The sequence below is a fragment of the Paenibacillus sp. KACC 21273 genome (genome assembly GCF_028736095.1).
In the GTDB taxonomy this organism is placed as follows: Bacteria; Bacillota; Bacilli; order Paenibacillales; family Paenibacillaceae; genus Saccharibacillus; species Saccharibacillus kyungheensis.
The window spans coordinates 1,254,232-1,269,232 of the sequence record NZ_CP117876.1; the positions used below are offsets into that span (position 1 = coordinate 1,254,232).

Annotated in this window: 15 protein-coding genes, 1 rRNA gene and 1 other annotated feature; all 16 genes read left to right on the forward strand. The window is 40.6% G+C overall.

All coding sequences use genetic code 11. The features are described from left to right. Positions 1 to 2 precede the first annotated feature (2 nt). The 16 genes from mreC to PQ460_RS05910 all read left to right on the forward strand — a co-directional run bounded on the left by mreC (position 3) and on the right by PQ460_RS05910 (position 14,949). On the forward strand, positions 3 to 875 hold the full coding sequence (gene mreC, locus PQ460_RS05835) for a rod shape-determining protein MreC (RefSeq protein ID WP_274172034.1): 873 nt from the start codon (positions 3 to 5) through the stop codon (positions 873 to 875). Further along, positions 875 to 1,405 (forward strand): rod shape-determining protein MreD, encoded by a 531-nt coding sequence (gene mreD / locus PQ460_RS05840; RefSeq protein ID WP_273613375.1) that lies wholly within the window; start codon positions 875 to 877, stop codon positions 1,403 to 1,405. Before mreC ends, mreD begins: the two co-directional genes overlap by 1 nt. 111 nt (positions 1,406 to 1,516) lie before the next feature. Continuing rightward, on the forward strand, positions 1,517 to 2,191 hold the full coding sequence (minC, locus tag PQ460_RS05845) for a septum site-determining protein MinC (RefSeq protein WP_274172035.1): 675 nt from the start codon (positions 1,517 to 1,519) through the stop codon (positions 2,189 to 2,191). 3 nt (positions 2,192 to 2,194) lie between these two features. Next, positions 2,195 to 2,989: a septum site-determining protein MinD gene (gene minD, locus PQ460_RS05850; RefSeq protein ID WP_273613373.1), complete on the forward strand. Its 795-nt coding sequence runs from the start codon at positions 2,195 to 2,197 to the stop codon at positions 2,987 to 2,989. A 6-nt stretch (positions 2,990 to 2,995) separates the two neighbouring features. Next, complete coding sequence (locus tag PQ460_RS05855) at positions 2,996 to 4,141, forward strand: FtsW/RodA/SpoVE family cell cycle protein (RefSeq protein WP_274172036.1); 1,146 nt, start codon at positions 2,996 to 2,998, stop codon at positions 4,139 to 4,141. A 145-nt stretch (positions 4,142 to 4,286) separates the two neighbouring features. Continuing rightward, complete coding sequence (locus PQ460_RS05860; RefSeq protein ID WP_273613371.1) at positions 4,287 to 5,534, forward strand: Rne/Rng family ribonuclease; 1,248 nt, start codon at positions 4,287 to 4,289, stop codon at positions 5,532 to 5,534. Positions 5,535 to 5,590: 56 nt separating this feature from the next. Continuing rightward, positions 5,591 to 5,676 (forward strand) — a sequence feature (ribosomal protein L21 leader region). A 14-nt stretch (positions 5,677 to 5,690) separates the two neighbouring features. Next, complete coding sequence (gene rplU / locus PQ460_RS05865; RefSeq protein WP_204826684.1) at positions 5,691 to 6,002, forward strand: 50S ribosomal protein L21; 312 nt, start codon at positions 5,691 to 5,693, stop codon at positions 6,000 to 6,002. A 13-nt stretch (positions 6,003 to 6,015) separates the two neighbouring features. After that, positions 6,016 to 6,351 carry a ribosomal-processing cysteine protease Prp gene (locus PQ460_RS05870; protein WP_274172037.1) on the forward strand — a complete coding sequence of 112 codons (336 nt, stop codon included), beginning with the start codon at positions 6,016 to 6,018 and terminating at the stop codon, positions 6,349 to 6,351. A 16-nt stretch (positions 6,352 to 6,367) separates the two neighbouring features. Further along, positions 6,368 to 6,679 carry a 50S ribosomal protein L27 gene (rpmA, locus tag PQ460_RS05875; RefSeq protein ID WP_069325503.1) on the forward strand — a complete coding sequence of 104 codons (312 nt, stop codon included), beginning with the start codon at positions 6,368 to 6,370 and terminating at the stop codon, positions 6,677 to 6,679. A 179-nt stretch (positions 6,680 to 6,858) separates the two neighbouring features. After that, the gene (locus PQ460_RS05880) at positions 6,859 to 7,710 is read left to right on the forward strand and encodes a Spo0B domain-containing protein (RefSeq protein ID WP_274172038.1); all 852 of its coding nucleotides are present in this window, start codon (positions 6,859 to 6,861) and stop codon (positions 7,708 to 7,710) included. A 10-nt stretch (positions 7,711 to 7,720) separates the two neighbouring features. Then, positions 7,721 to 9,031, forward strand: coding sequence for a GTPase ObgE (gene obgE / locus PQ460_RS05885; RefSeq protein ID WP_274172039.1), 1,311 nt, complete (start codon positions 7,721 to 7,723; stop codon positions 9,029 to 9,031). A gap of 224 nt (positions 9,032 to 9,255) precedes the next feature. After that, positions 9,256 to 9,693, forward strand: a complete 438-nt coding sequence (locus PQ460_RS05890; RefSeq protein WP_204826679.1) for an ACT domain-containing protein — start codon at positions 9,256 to 9,258, stop codon at positions 9,691 to 9,693. Positions 9,694 to 9,804: 111 nt separating this feature from the next. Then, positions 9,805 to 11,094 carry a homoserine dehydrogenase gene (locus tag PQ460_RS05895; protein ID WP_274172040.1) on the forward strand — a complete coding sequence of 430 codons (1,290 nt, stop codon included), beginning with the start codon at positions 9,805 to 9,807 and terminating at the stop codon, positions 11,092 to 11,094. Positions 11,095 to 11,141: 47 nt separating this feature from the next. Beyond that, complete coding sequence (gene thrB, locus PQ460_RS05900; protein ID WP_274172041.1) at positions 11,142 to 12,137, forward strand: homoserine kinase; 996 nt, start codon at positions 11,142 to 11,144, stop codon at positions 12,135 to 12,137. Beyond that, positions 12,134 to 13,012 carry a prephenate dehydratase gene (gene pheA, locus PQ460_RS05905; RefSeq protein ID WP_274172042.1) on the forward strand — a complete coding sequence of 293 codons (879 nt, stop codon included), beginning with the start codon at positions 12,134 to 12,136 and terminating at the stop codon, positions 13,010 to 13,012. Before thrB ends, pheA begins: the two co-directional genes overlap by 4 nt. Before the next feature lie 384 nt (positions 13,013 to 13,396). Then, positions 13,397 to 14,949 (forward strand): 16S ribosomal RNA (locus PQ460_RS05910). Positions 14,950 to 15,001 lie beyond the last annotated feature (52 nt).

Here is a 15,001-nt window from a genome sequence, read left to right on the forward strand (position 1 = left end):
TGTTGAAACTGTTTAAGCTGCTGGGTAACAAGAAACTGTTTATCCTGCTTGTAGGACTCATTTTATTTATCGCTTTAATGGGATTTACGTTGACGAATCGTACATCTTTGTCCTGGCCTGAGAAGTTCGTCCGTGATACTGTTGGTTTTGTTCAAGGTGTGTTTTACAAGCCCGCTTCTTACATGGCGGGCTTGTTTGAAGATATCGGCAACTTGAACAACCTTTACGAGGAAAACCAAGAGTTGAAGTTAACAGCGGCGCAGTATTTACTGCAACAAGCTAGTTATAACAAATTAGTACAGGACAATAAGCGTTATAAAGAAGATCTTAAATTTACACAACAGCAACTTGCTCAAAACCAATTTGATCTTCGTATTGCAAATGTAACGAGTGTCGATACAGATGCAGATACAGGAACGATTGTGATTGATCTGGGGCAAAATGATGGGGTACGTAAAGATATGCCTGTTATTTCCACAGAAGGTATGGTTGGAATTATTAGTGAGACAAGTCCGTTCCATTCAACAGTGAAGCTGTTAACGACACTTGATCCACTGGATTCTAATTCCAAAGCGATTGCTGCAACTGTAGTAGGTAAAGAAAATGAATCTTTCGGCATGATAGAAAGCTATGATAAAGCAACAGGTATGCTCACAATGACACAAATTAAAGAAAATGATCCGCTCAAAAAAGGCGATGAGATCGTTTCATCTGGTAGTGGTGGATTATTTCCAAGTGGCATGATTATTGGTAAAGTCGTTAGTCGTCAAGTTGGTGATTTTGGATTGACCAATACAGCTACAATTCAACCAGCGGCAGACTTTAAAGACTGGAAAGAAGTATTTGTAGTGTACACCAAGGAGACTCAGGAATAATGGTACGTCGTATCGTATTGCTGTTGTTGTTATTTCTAGTATTTGTCTGTGAATCAACCATTGTGCCATGGCTGATTCCAGATGTATTGCATACTAGATTGATTCCACATTTAGCGTATATTTTAATTTTGTTTGTAACAGTTTATTATCATCGTCATACAGCGCTTGTGCTAGGATTGGTGTTTGGATTATTGCATGATGTTGTATTTTACGGTGATATGATTGGTGCTTATTCGTTCTCTATGGGATTGTCTGCTTATGTATTAGGGCTGCTGTTCCAATCTCCTCGAGCACCATATCCACTAATGATGACAGTGGTATTAATCGGTAGTTTGTTACTGGATAATATGCTGTATGGACTTTATTTGGTATTTGGTTTAACTAGAGAACCTTACAGTTGGGCGTTAGGACATTATATGTTCCCGAATTTGCTGCTTCATTTTATATTTGCTTTGCTGGTGTTTGTACCTGTTCGTCGTCAACTGGAGAAAGTAGCCAAGTTGCGTAAACGGGCTGCCGAAGATGAGTAAACGTATAATATTCCCACATGCAGAGACATTCAGTTCCTGCTTAATTTGCGGATGAAGCAGGAAAATCCCGCGACTAGCACGAACTGATAGTAAGGTGGGGGTGACAGGTGAATGGCTGTAAAATCATCAAGATATGTAACCATCAAAGGAATTAAAGATGGATTGATTTTTCAATTTGATGATCAATGTGAATTTAATGACCTTGTAACAGAGCTGACGTATAAGCTAGAACATAGTCATCAAAATATTTTAACAGGCCCGCTAGTTCATATTGATATGAAATTAGGAAAACGGGAAATTACAGATGAACAAAAAGATACATTGTTAGATATACTTAGTCAAAAAGGAAATCTGATTGTTCGTTCATTTGATTCTCCGCATGAGGAACCTGTAGTAGCACCTTTGCCAGAAAAACATATGGTCAAAACGATCAGTGGTATGATTCGTTCCGGTCAGGTACTTGAGCATGAAGGAACCGTTCTATTTCTAGGCGATGTTAATGCAGGAGGTACGATTATTAGTACAGGTGATATCTATATTTTGGGAGCACTTCGCGGAATGGCTCATGCAGGTATAGATGGTAATGAACAGGCTGTAATCGCTGCTTCTTTTTTCTCACCTACACAGATTCGGATCGCGGATATGATTAGTCGCCCGCCAGATGAAGGTGAAAGTCGAGAATCTCATATGGAATTTGCTTATTTGCAGGACGGAATTATGAAGATTGATAAAATGGCTAATATTGCTCGACTTGGTCGGGATTTCAATGTGTTCAAAGGGGTGTAGTACATGGGAGAGGCTATTGTCGTCACTTCAGGCAAAGGCGGAGTTGGAAAGACAACCACTACTGCTAATATAGGTACCGCGCTCGCGCTTCTTGGTAAGAAAGTCTGTCTAGTCGATACAGATATCGGTTTACGTAATCTGGATGTTGTAATGGGGCTGGAAAACCGGATTATTTATGATCTTTGTGATGTAGCGGATGGTCGTTGCCGTTTAAATCAAGCATTAGTCAAAGATAAACGGTTTGATGAGTTATACATGCTTCCAGCTGCGCAAACAAAAGATAAAAATTCTGTATCACCAGAACAAGTCAAAGAGATCATTTTAGAGCTCAAAAAAGACTTTGACTATGTAGTGATTGATTGCCCGGCAGGTATAGAGCAAGGATTCAAAAATGCGATTGCAGGTGCAGATCAGGCGATCGTTATGACAACGCCCGAAAATGCTTCTGTTCGAGATGCAGATCGAGTGATCGGATTACTTGAAAATTCACATATTACAGCACCCAAATTGATTGTAAACCGTATTCGCCAAAGTATGGTCAAATCAGGAGATATGCTGGATATTGATGAAGTATTACAAGTGCTGAATATTGATCTTTTAGGTGTTGTACCGGATGATGAAATGGTAATCAAAGCTGCCAACTCAGGGGAACCTACAGTAATGAATCCTGAATCCAAAGCAGCGATTGCTTATCGTAATATTGCTCGTCGTATTTTAGGTGACACAGTTCCTTTGATGCCACTGGATCAAAAGAAAAGTGCATTCACTCGCTTTAAGAAGTTTTTTGGAATGGGTTGATCGATTTTGCTTAACAAGCTAAAAAAGCTAGACTTGGGTATTATTACTTTACTCGTTGTTTTTATGGTGTTTAGCACGTTGATCGTGCGCAGTGCAATTGCTCCTGATCCCAAATTTCAGGGCTATGATACGCGGACGATCATTTTCTATGTCATCGGGTTTATCGTTTTATTTGCAGTCAGCATATTTGATTATCGCATCTTATTACGCAAACACTGGTATTTATATGGCTTAGGTTTACTTTCGCTGTTGTTATTGTATCCGTTTGGTTCAGAGATTAATGGTGCCAAAAGCTGGTATGCTTTTCCAGGAGGGTTACAATTTCAACCTGCCGAAATGGTCAAAATCGTGCTTATCTTAACGATGGCTCATATGTTAAGTAAAAGAGACGGAGATCCTCTTCGATTTCGTTCTGATCTGATACCAACGGCTTTTATTGCATTGGTACCTTTTCTGATTGTATTGATTCAACCCGATTTGGGAAATGCAATTATCTATCTTATTATACTGGTAGGTATGTTGTGGATCGGTAACACCAAATATACCCATGTATTGATTGGATTAACGACAATTGTAGGTGGACTCATATTGGTTGTAGTGATGTTTACTACCTTTAATACACAGATTCATGATTACTTAGAAAGCCATAGTAAGTTGCACTGGTATCAACGTATCAATACATTTATAGATCCAGCCCAGGCTTCAGATGATGATAAGCATCAATCTAGTTATGCATTGATTGCTGTAGGATCAGGCGGTTTGCTAGGCGACGGTTATATGAATGGACAATTAAAAAATAATAAATTTGTACCTTATCCGTATTCAGATTCTATCTTTGTTGTTATTGGTGAAGAATTTGGGTTTATCGGCGCATCGATATTATTACTTTTGTATTTCTTACTCATCTATAGGATGATTTTGATTGCATTGCAGTGTTATGATCGGCGAGGTTCATATATTATTATCGGAATTGTCAGCATGTTCGTATTTCAGATTTTTGAAAATGTGGGTATGATGATTGGTCTGATGCCTATTACAGGAATCACGTTACCATTTATTAGCTACGGCGGTACTTCATTGCTTTTGAATATGTTTAGTATCGGGCTTGTCCTTAGTATTAAGATTTATCAAGAAAAATACGAATTAGAATAGCCGGTACCGGAAGGTGCCGGTTTTTTGTTAACACTATAGTGATGATGAAACTTTTTACTTACAGATAACGTCTAGACATCAAGGGAACGTATAAGGTTCGTTAGATAAATAGTAGCCTTGATGAGAGATAGAGGTGGAACATATAGTGAAGCAAATGATTGTAAACTGTGGTGTCAAAGATACACGTATGGTACTGCTTGATAATAGTAAATTAGTTGAATTTGCTTCAGAACAATCATCAGGTAGCGGAATTGCTGGAAGTTTTTATAAAGGAAAAGTGATGAATGTTCTACCGGGGATGCAAGCTGCATTTGTAGATATCGGTCAGAAGAAAAATGCTTTTCTATATATTGATGATGTTTTGCATGCTCATTTAGATAAACAACCGAAAGTCAAACCAAGTATTGCTGATCTATTAAAACCCGGTCAAGAAATACTAGTACAGGTGACCAAAGAACCTTATGCGAACAAAGGGGCACGTATCACCACTCATTATTCATTGCCAGGGCGATGGATTGTCTATATGCCGGAAGCTGACTATATTGCTGTATCCAAAAAGATCAGTACTGATGGAGAGCGGGCACGATTACGTCAATTGGGTTCACATCTGAAGCAAGGTGAAGAAGGGCTTATATTACGTACTGTAGCTGAAGGAGAAAATGACGAAGCCATTACAAATGATCTGAATACACTAAGACAACACTGGCAACATATTCGTGAATCCTTTGTTCAGAAATCGGCTCCAGCAGAATTACATCGTGATCTAGGGATGGTGGAACGATTAATTCGTGATGTATTTAATCCATTACAAGATCAATTGATTATTGATAACCAAGAGCGAGCTACTTCTGCTATTCAATTTCTGCAAACCTTACTTCCTGCTGGAGTACAACCACCGGTATCTATTTATACGGAAAAAGAACCTTTATTCCATGCAATGAATATCCACGAACAATTGCATCGTGATTTTCAACGTAAAGTATGGTTGCAAAGTGGCGGTTATATTGTATGGGATCAGACAGAAGCTTTTACGGTGATTGATGTAAATACAGGCAAATTCACAGGCGGAATCACACTGGAAGATACAGTAACGCAGACTAATCTTCAAGCAGCTTCAGAAATTGCACGATTGCTTCGGCTACGGGATACAGGTGGAATCATTATTGTGGATTTTATAGATATGGATAATGAAGCTAATCGCCGATCAGTAGTAGAAGCTTTAGAGCAGATTTTACAAAGAGACCGAACCAAAACTCATATTGTTGGATGGACACGATTAGGACTTTTAGAATTAACTCGTAAAAAAGTTCGCGAAGAAACAGGTGGCTTTTCATATGAGACCTGTACAGTGTGTCAGGGAACCGGTAAAATAGCATCATGGATAAAAGATTGATTTCTTAAAATGGCTGTGATAGAATAGTCAAGTATGTGTCTGGTTCATAAGCTTTTCACATGCTGTAACCGCTCCGATGGGGTCACAAGCTTATACGTTGTATAACGTATGACACCTGCATTAGGCGAGTCTGAGACATGAGGAGGTGCAATTCAAATGTACGCAATTATCGAAACAGGTGGTAAACAATACAAAGTTCAAGAGGGCGACGTATTGTTCATTGAAAAGTTGGACGCTAATGATGGCGACAGCGTAACTTTCGACCGTGTTCTAGCAGTATCTAAAGAAGATGGTTTGGTAACTGGTTTACCGTTGGTAGAAGGTGCTTCTGTAACAGCGACTGTCGAGAAACACGGCAAAGGAGCTAAGGTTGTAGTTTACAAATACAAACCTAAGAAGAACTATCACGTGAAACAAGGTCATCGTCAACCATATACAAAAGTAACTATCGGAAAAATCCAGGCATAAGAAGGTGCGGTAATTGATTATCGTGCGAATCGAACGTAGACCAGATGGTATGATTGATGGTTTTTCATCCCGAGGACATGCCCGTTATGCCGATCCTGGTGAAGATATTGTCTGTGCTGCTGTTTCCGCTATAACAATCGGAACAGTGAACTCAGTTGAAGCTTTAACAGGAGTAGTCATGAAATCAAGAATGAAAGACGGGTTTCTAAGTGCGCGTTTACCGAAGCTTTCGGAAAATGCAAATGTGGAACAGATTCAACTGTTACTTGAATCTATGCAGGTTATTCTTATTGGAATTGAAGATGAATATGATAAGTATATAAAAATAAAGCAAGTCACAATCTCGTAAGAAGGAGGTAGACCACATGTTAAAAATTAATTTGCAGTTATTCGCATCGAAAAAAGGTGTAGGTTCCACAAAAAACGGACGTGATTCTCACTCCAAACGTTTGGGAGCAAAACGTGCTGATGGACAATTCGTAACTGGTGGTAATATTTTGTTCCGTCAACGCGGTACAAAAATTCACCCAGGAACTAATGTAGGCATCGGTAAAGACGATACACTATTTGCAAAAGTGGACGGCGTTGTTAAATTCGAACGTTGGGGCCGCGACCGTAAAAAAGTGAGCGTCTACCCGGTTGACGTTGCACCAGTAGCAGCAGCAATCGAAAATTAATCATAAACCTGATAGGTTAGATTAGATAAGCCTCCGGTACTTGATGTGCCGGGGGCTTATTATATTTGCATATAAGTTGGACGTTAACGTAATTTTTAGTATAATAATGTCATAAAATTCTGCGCTATATGTTATACTTGTTCTTGGTTAAAAAGCCATTGAAAGAATGGAGAGAAACCATGAAGCAATCCAATCAAGTACCCACGCTTTTACTTATTTCTATTATCATCCCATTAATTATTGCTTATTGGACGCAATCTTGGATTGCTTACATCGTACTCGGCATCTGGATTGTTGCAGCCTATGCAAAAGGTGTACAATATACATGTCGTTTTTATGAAAAGCGTGAGCAAGTGCAACTTGGAGAATACCATAACGGACAATCCAAAATGGCTGTGAAAAAGAAACAGTATCAAGCAGAACATCAAAAACAACGTGCAGTCATTGACCAAGCTCATACAAAATTAGATGAAGTCTATGCAGTAGCAGTTGATGCTTTAAGCCATCATCGGCATGACTGGATGAATGAACTCCAATTATTGTACGGTTATGTTCAATTGGGCAAACGTGATAAGCAAGTCGAATGTGTTGAAAGAATTAAAGAGCAAATGCTAGCAGAGAGTCGCGTTTCCAAACTGGGTATTCATTCCCTTGTTTTTTATTTACAATCTTTTAAAGCGGTGAATCGTTCGATTCAATTAGAAGTTGAATTAAATGACGGAATCACGCTTGCAGATCGATTGGGAACGGAACAGAGTGAGGAATTGACCCGAGTCATCAAAGAGACGGTCTCTGCATATGAGCAATTTGGTGGATCGTCCTGGGGTGAGTGCCCCACACTATTTCTGATGGTGAGCGAATATGAAGGAGCAGTTCATTTTATATTTGAGCCAGAAGAAGAGTATCCTAATCCTGATGGAGTATGGGAAGCTATTGATTTGATTGTTCAAGACACTCAGATCACAGCAACTCGAACGGAAGAAGATCCTGCCTCCATTTCTCTGCAAGTGTTAGTGGATTCTAAAAATTAGAGGTGTAATCATGTTTGTAGATAAAGCGAAGATTTATGTAAAAGGCGGTGACGGTGGAGATGGTATTATCTCTTTCCGTCGTGAAAAATATGTACCTAATGGCGGCCCGGCAGGTGGCGACGGTGGACGTGGTGGAGATGTCATTTTTCGTGTAGATGAAGGTTTGCGAACATTGATGGATTTCCGTTACCAACGTCATTTCAAAGGCGAACGTGGCGTTAAAGGTCGTAACAAAAGTCAGCATGGTGCGAATGCAGAACATACGATTGTTCGTATTCCTCCAGGTACAGTGATTTTGAATGATGATACAGGCGAAGTGATTGCAGATTTGACTCGTCACGGTCAAGAGATCGTTATTGCTAAAGGTGGACGTGGCGGACGCGGTAACGTTCGTTTTGCTACAGCAGCGAATACAGCTCCTCAAATCGCTGAAAATGGTGAAGAAGGACAAGAACGTTATATCGTACTTGAACTTAAAGTAATGGCTGATGTAGGGTTAGTTGGCTTTCCAAGTGTAGGTAAATCTACACTGTTATCTGTAGTATCTGCTGCTCAGCCCAAAATTGGCGCATACCATTTTACAACAATCACTCCGAACTTGGGTGTAGTTGATGTAGGAGATGGACGCAGTTTTGTGATGGCTGATCTACCTGGATTGATTGAAGGTGCACATGAAGGCATAGGGCTTGGACATGAATTTTTACGTCATGTTGAACGTACCCGTGTAATTATTCATGTGGTAGATATGTCCGGTTCAGAAGGACGCGATCCATTTGAGGACTGGCAGAAAATCAACGAAGAATTAAAACTATATAATGCAGAACTTGAAAATCGTCTACAAATTATTGCAGCTAATAAAATGGACGATCCACAAGCTCAAGAAAACTTAGAAGAATTCTCTAAAAAAGTACGTGAAGTTCGTTCAGATATTGAAATTCTTCCTATTTCTGCGTTGACTCGTAATGGTATTCAAGAAATGCTTTACAAAACAGTCGATATGCTTGATAAATTACCAGATGCAGTAGCGGTAGAAGAAGTAGAACAAATTGCTGAACGTAAAGTGTACACGTTAGAAAAGAAAGAAGACGATGGCTTTATTATTCGTCGCGAGAACGATACTTTTGTTGTGGAAAGTGCCAAAATTGAGAACATGATGAAACGGATGCAATTGAACTCTCATGATGCTATTCTCAAATTAGGACGTACACTTCGTCATATGGGTGTAGATAGCGAACTTCGTCAACGTGGTGCGAAAGATGGCACATTAGTACGTATCGGTGAGCTTGAATTTGAATTTGTTGAAGGTAGTAGTTACTTCTAAGCGCAATCTATATCACTATCAAAAACCGGACATGAATCATCATGTTCGGTTTTTTTGTTATGATTTTAGAAGAAAGCTAATCGTTTTGCTCTATAAAATAGGTAAGGAAATAATATTAAAAAAGTTGTGTGAATAACCTTTCTTCGTAATATAGTTGCCTAACACGAATGGTTACTTTATAATGTCCACTATACGAATACATGAGTCTTTGAGGAGAGGACGTTGTGAAAGAACGCTATTATTTAGTTCGAGAAGATATTTTACCAGAAGCAGTGATCAAAACGATGCGTGTGAAAGAACTGCTTGCTGCTGGAGAGACTCGGACGATTAACGAAGCAGTCGAAAAAGTTGGTTTAAGCCGGAGTGCTTTTTATAAATACAAAGATGGGATTCATCCGCTTAACCGTTTGGAAAAAGATCAGATTATTACGATCTCATTTGATTTAGAGCATCGTTCCGGTATTTTGTCTCATGTACTGGGTCTGATGGCAGAGTACGGTGGAAATGTATTAACGATTCATCAAAGTATTCCTCTTCAAGGTCGAGCGAATGTGGTACTCTCTGTAGAGATTTCTCGCTTAACAGAAGATTTGGAAACGATGGTAGAAGCAATGGAAAATGTTCCGGGTGTCAAACAAATTCGGATTACCGGTCAAGGATAATCTTATCAGTGAATCTACTTTAATCTAGAAGCAATATAGGATAAGCTACAATAAAATAAATATCCTATAATAAAAGCTTGCTAATGAACAGTTCCAGGAGGGAAACAACATATGAAACCAGTAAAAGTAGGATTGCTTGGACTCGGTACAGTAGGTACAGGAGTTGTACGTATCGTAGAAGGAAATCAAGAAGATCTAAGCAGTCAGGTAGGATCGCCTATTCTGATTGGTAAAGTAGCTGTAAAAAATATAGACAAGCTACGCAATATCGAAATTGATCCGTCCAAACTTACAGAAGATCCATGGGAAGTTATTCGTGATCCTGAGATTGATGTCATTGTAGAAGTGATGGGTGGCATTGAACAGACCAAAGAATATATATTAGAAGCTTTAAATCTTGGCAAACATATCGTAACAGCTAATAAAGATTTAATGGCACTACATGGCTCAGAGATTTTAGCCAAAGCTCAAGAAAAGCAATGCGATGTTTTCTATGAAGCTAGTGTGGCAGGTGGTATACCTATTATTCGTACATTGATCGAAGGATTCTCTTCTGATCGTATTATCAAAATCATGGGTATCGTTAATGGAACAACCAACTATATTTTAACCAAGATGAGTCAAGAAGGAGCTTCCTATGAAGATGTGCTTAAAGAAGCTCAAGAATTAGGGTATGCAGAATCTGATCCTACAGGTGATGTAGAAGGATTGGACGCTGCACGCAAAATGGCTATTCTCGGTACACTCGGATTCCGTACAAATGTAGATTTGAGTGACGTAAGTGTCAGAGGTATCTCTTCGGTAACCAAAGACGATATTACGTATGCCAAAAATTTGGGTTATGAAATGAAGCTAATCGGTATTGCCGATCGCCAAGATGAACATATTACAATCAGTGTGCAACCAACAATGATTAAGCAGTCTCATCCGATCGCTTCTGTAAATGGTGTATTTAATGCTGTAGTAGTACATGGTGAATCTGTAGGGGAAACGATGTTCTATGGAGCAGGCGCAGGAGAATTACCAACAGCCACATCCATCGTAGCTGATCTCATTGCTGTAATCAAAAATCTTAAATTAGGTGTAAATGGACTCAAAGCGATTGTGCCTTATAAGACGAAGAAACTACAAAGCGATGAACAAATCTTTTATAAAAACTTCATTCTGCTGCATGTAGATGATAAAGCAGGGGTACTCGCTCGAATTACACAGATTTTTGCAGAATACGATGTAAGTTTAGCTTCTGTTGTTCAACAACCTAATGAACATAATCCAGATGCAGAGATTATTATCATCACTCACAAAGCAAGCAAAGCCAATATGGACAAAGTACTTAAACATTTTGAACAGTTGGATGTTATTCAACGAATCAAAAGTGTATATCGTGTAGAAGATATTTAATTGACTACCGATTCGTGGAATACATTTGAAGTAAGGAGTCATAGATTATGATAGAGCAAGACACTAAACAAGAACATTGGCAGAACCATACAGTACGTGTAGCTGTTCCAGCAAGTACTGCTAACTTAGGGCCGGGATTTGATACATTAGGAATGGCAGTTAATCTATATTCTTGGATCGAGATGAAAGTGTCTACTGAGACCAAAATTACTTTACTAGGTGATGAGCTTTATGGTATTCCGACAGACAAAAGCAATCTGATCTACAAAATGGCACAATTGGTTTTTCAAAAAGCACAAGTAACTATCCCGGACTTAGAAATCACAATGTACTCTGATATTCCACTTACGCGTGGCTTAGGAAGTAGTGCATCAGCCTTTGTTGGTGGACTATGTGCGGCTAACGCTTTAATCGGTTTTCCTTTAACAGACAAAGATATTCTGAATATATCAACTTCTATCGAAAAGCATCCTGATAATGTAGCGGCTTCCTTATATGGAGGGATAGTCGTAGCGACATGGGATGGGCAAGAAGCTAACTGTATTCAGATTACTCCACCAGAAGATTTGGAGACATTAGTTGTTATTCCAGAATTTCAACTATCCACTTCCAAAGCTCGTGAAGTATTACCGACTGGGTTATCTGTAGCAGATGCGATATTTAATATTAGTCGTAGCTCCTTATTAGTAGCTGCATTATCATTAGGCAAACTAGACATGATCAAAACAGGGATGCAAGATCGACTGCATCAACCGTATCGTGCGTCGCTTGTACCTGGTATGCAGCAGATACTGGAGCAAGCTACAGAGCAAGGAGCATTAGGTATAGCGCTTAGTGGAGCAGGCCCTACAATGATCGCTTTTGTAGATCGTCATTCAGTGCAAAAAGAACAACTGGAGCAATATCTGGTAGATACAATGAAAGATCAAGGAATCAATGCACAGGCAATGTGGCTCAAGCCTGTAACTGAAGGTGTAATATACTATGATGATATAGAATCTCATTCATTCATGGATGTAATTAAAGGAGAAGTACGTTTATGATTCGTATAGCTGCTTTACCCTCTGGATCTGTTTCACATGAAGCACTTTTGCATCTACTAGGAGATCAGGAAATCGAGATCTTTCATCATAAGCTTATCGCAGATGTATTTCTTTCAACTGCTGAAGGGAAAACCGACTACAGCGTTATTCCGATTGAAAATACAATCGAAGGTTCTGTAAGTCTTCATATGGATTGGCTTGTGCATGAAGTGGATATTCCAATGCAAGCAGAATGGGTGTATCCATCTATTCAGAATTTGATTGGTAATCGTGCTGAATTCAGCAATGAGAAAAATGAACTTGATTATAGTGGAGTGCAGAAAGTATTATCACACCCTGTAGCAATGGCACAGTGTCTTCATTTTATTCGAAAAGAAATGCCTCATGCAGAACTAGAGCATGTAGGAAGTACAGCAGAAGCAGTAGAGATGGTTAGCAAAAATGCAGGTAAAGGTTGGACTGCTATCGGCACTTCGTTAGGAGCACTTCGATATAATCTTGATATACTAGCCGATCGAGTGACAGACCATGATAACAACTACACACGATTTGTTTTGATCGGACAACAACCTGTTCATATTGAGCGAGCAGCAGATCATACCAAAACAAGTATATTAGTCACCCTATCTGAAGATTTTGCAGGAGCACTCCATCAGGTACTAGCTACGTTCTCCTGGAGAAAGTTAAATCTATCACGCATCGAATCTCGTCCAACCAAGAAGAAGTTAGGAAGCTACTATTTCTATTTGGATGTACTAGCGCCTCAAGATTCAATTTTATTAACAGCAGCGATAGAGGAAATTATAGCTCTAGGTTGTCAGGTGAGAGTACTAGGTTCGTATCCTTGCTTTGAATACAACCTCGTATCCAAGTAGTATAGTTAATCTAAATGAATAGCATACCTTAGGGTATAGATATACCTTTAAGGTATGCTATTTTAGCTTTTAAAAATAATTCCAAAATAATGCTTGCTAAATAAATTCAACCATGATATATTATAAAAGTTGTCACGAACGAACGACAACACAAGCAACACATCATACAAAAACAACTTGAAAAAACACTTCAAAAAAAGTGCTTGCCAAGTGGTTGAAAACATGATATGATATAAAAGTTGTCACCGAGAAACACTGACAACGAAAAACGAAATGTTTGATCTTTGAAAACTGAACAACGAGTGAGTAAACAAAGGTCTTAGCCGACCTTTACAAAATAGAGAACTTCGGTTCTCGCCAGTTTCAATTGAGCAAGTCAAACACTTTATGGAGAGTTTGATCCTGGCTCAGGACGAACGCTGGCGGCGTGCCTAATACATGCAAGTCGAGCGGAGAATGAAGGAAGCTTGCTTCTTTTATTCTTAGCGGCGGACGGGTGAGTAACACGTAGGCAACCTGCCCTCAAGCTTGGGACAACTATCGGAAACGGTAGCTAATACCGAATACATGATTTGTTCGCCTGAACGAATCTGGAAAGACGGAGCAATCTGTCACTTGAGGATGGGCCTGCGGCGCATTAGCTAGTTGGTGAGGTAACGGCTCACCAAGGCGACGATGCGTAGCCGACCTGAGAGGGTGATCGGCCACACTGGGACTGAGACACGGCCCAGACTCCTACGGGAGGCAGCAGTAGGGAATCTTCCGCAATGGACGCAAGTCTGACGGAGCAACGCCGCGTGAGTGATGAAGGTTTTCGGATCGTAAAGCTCTGTTGCCAGGGAAGAACGTCCGGGTTAGTAACTGAACCCGGAGTGACGGTACCTGAGAAGAAAGCCCCGGCTAACTACGTGCCAGCAGCCGCGGTAATACGTAGGGGGCAAGCGTTGTCCGGAATTATTGGGCGTAAAGCGCGCGCAGGCGGCTTTTTAAGTCCGGTGTCACAGCCCAAGGCTCAACCTTGGGTCGCACTGGAAACTGGAGAGCTTGAGTACAGAAGAGGAAAGTGGAATTCCACGTGTAGCGGTGAAATGCGTAGAGATGTGGAGGAACACCAGTGGCGAAGGCGACTTTCTGGGCTGTAACTGACGCTGAGGCGCGAAAGCGTGGGGAGCAAACAGGATTAGATACCCTGGTAGTCCACGCCGTAAACGATGAATGCTAGGTGTTAGGGGTTTCGATACCCTTGGTGCCGAAGTTAACACATTAAGCATTCCGCCTGGGGAGTACGGTCGCAAGACTGAAACTCAAAGGAATTGACGGGGACCCGCACAAGCAGTGGAGTATGTGGTTTAATTCGAAGCAACGCGAAGAACCTTACCAAGTCTTGACATCCCTTTGACCGGACTAGAGATAGTCTTTTCCTTCGGGACAAAGGAGACAGGTGGTGCATGGTTGTCGTCAGCTCGTGTCGTGAGATGTTGGGTTAAGTCCCGCAACGAGCGCAACCCTTATGCTTAGTTGCCAGCACATCATGGTGGGCACTCTAAGCAGACTGCCGGTGACAAACCGGAGGAAGGTGGGGATGACGTCAAATCATCATGCCCCTTATGACTTGGGCTACACACGTACTACAATGGCCGGTACAACGGGAAGCAATATCGCAAGATGGAGCCAATCCTTAAAAGCCGGTCTCAGTTCGGATTGCAGGCTGCAACTCGCCTGCATGAAGTCGGAATTGCTAGTAATCGCGGATCAGCATGCCGCGGTGAATACGTTCCCGGGTCTTGTACACACCGCCCGTCACACCACGAGAGTTTGCAACACCCGAAGTCGGTGGGGTAACCGCAAGGAGCCAGCCGCCGAAGGTGGGGTAGATGATTGGGGTGAAGTCGTAACAAGGTAGCCGTATCGGAAGGTGCGGCTGGATCACCTCCTTTCTATGGAGAATCGTTTCCTGTAACGGAAACATTCGAACGTCTTTCTTTCGGG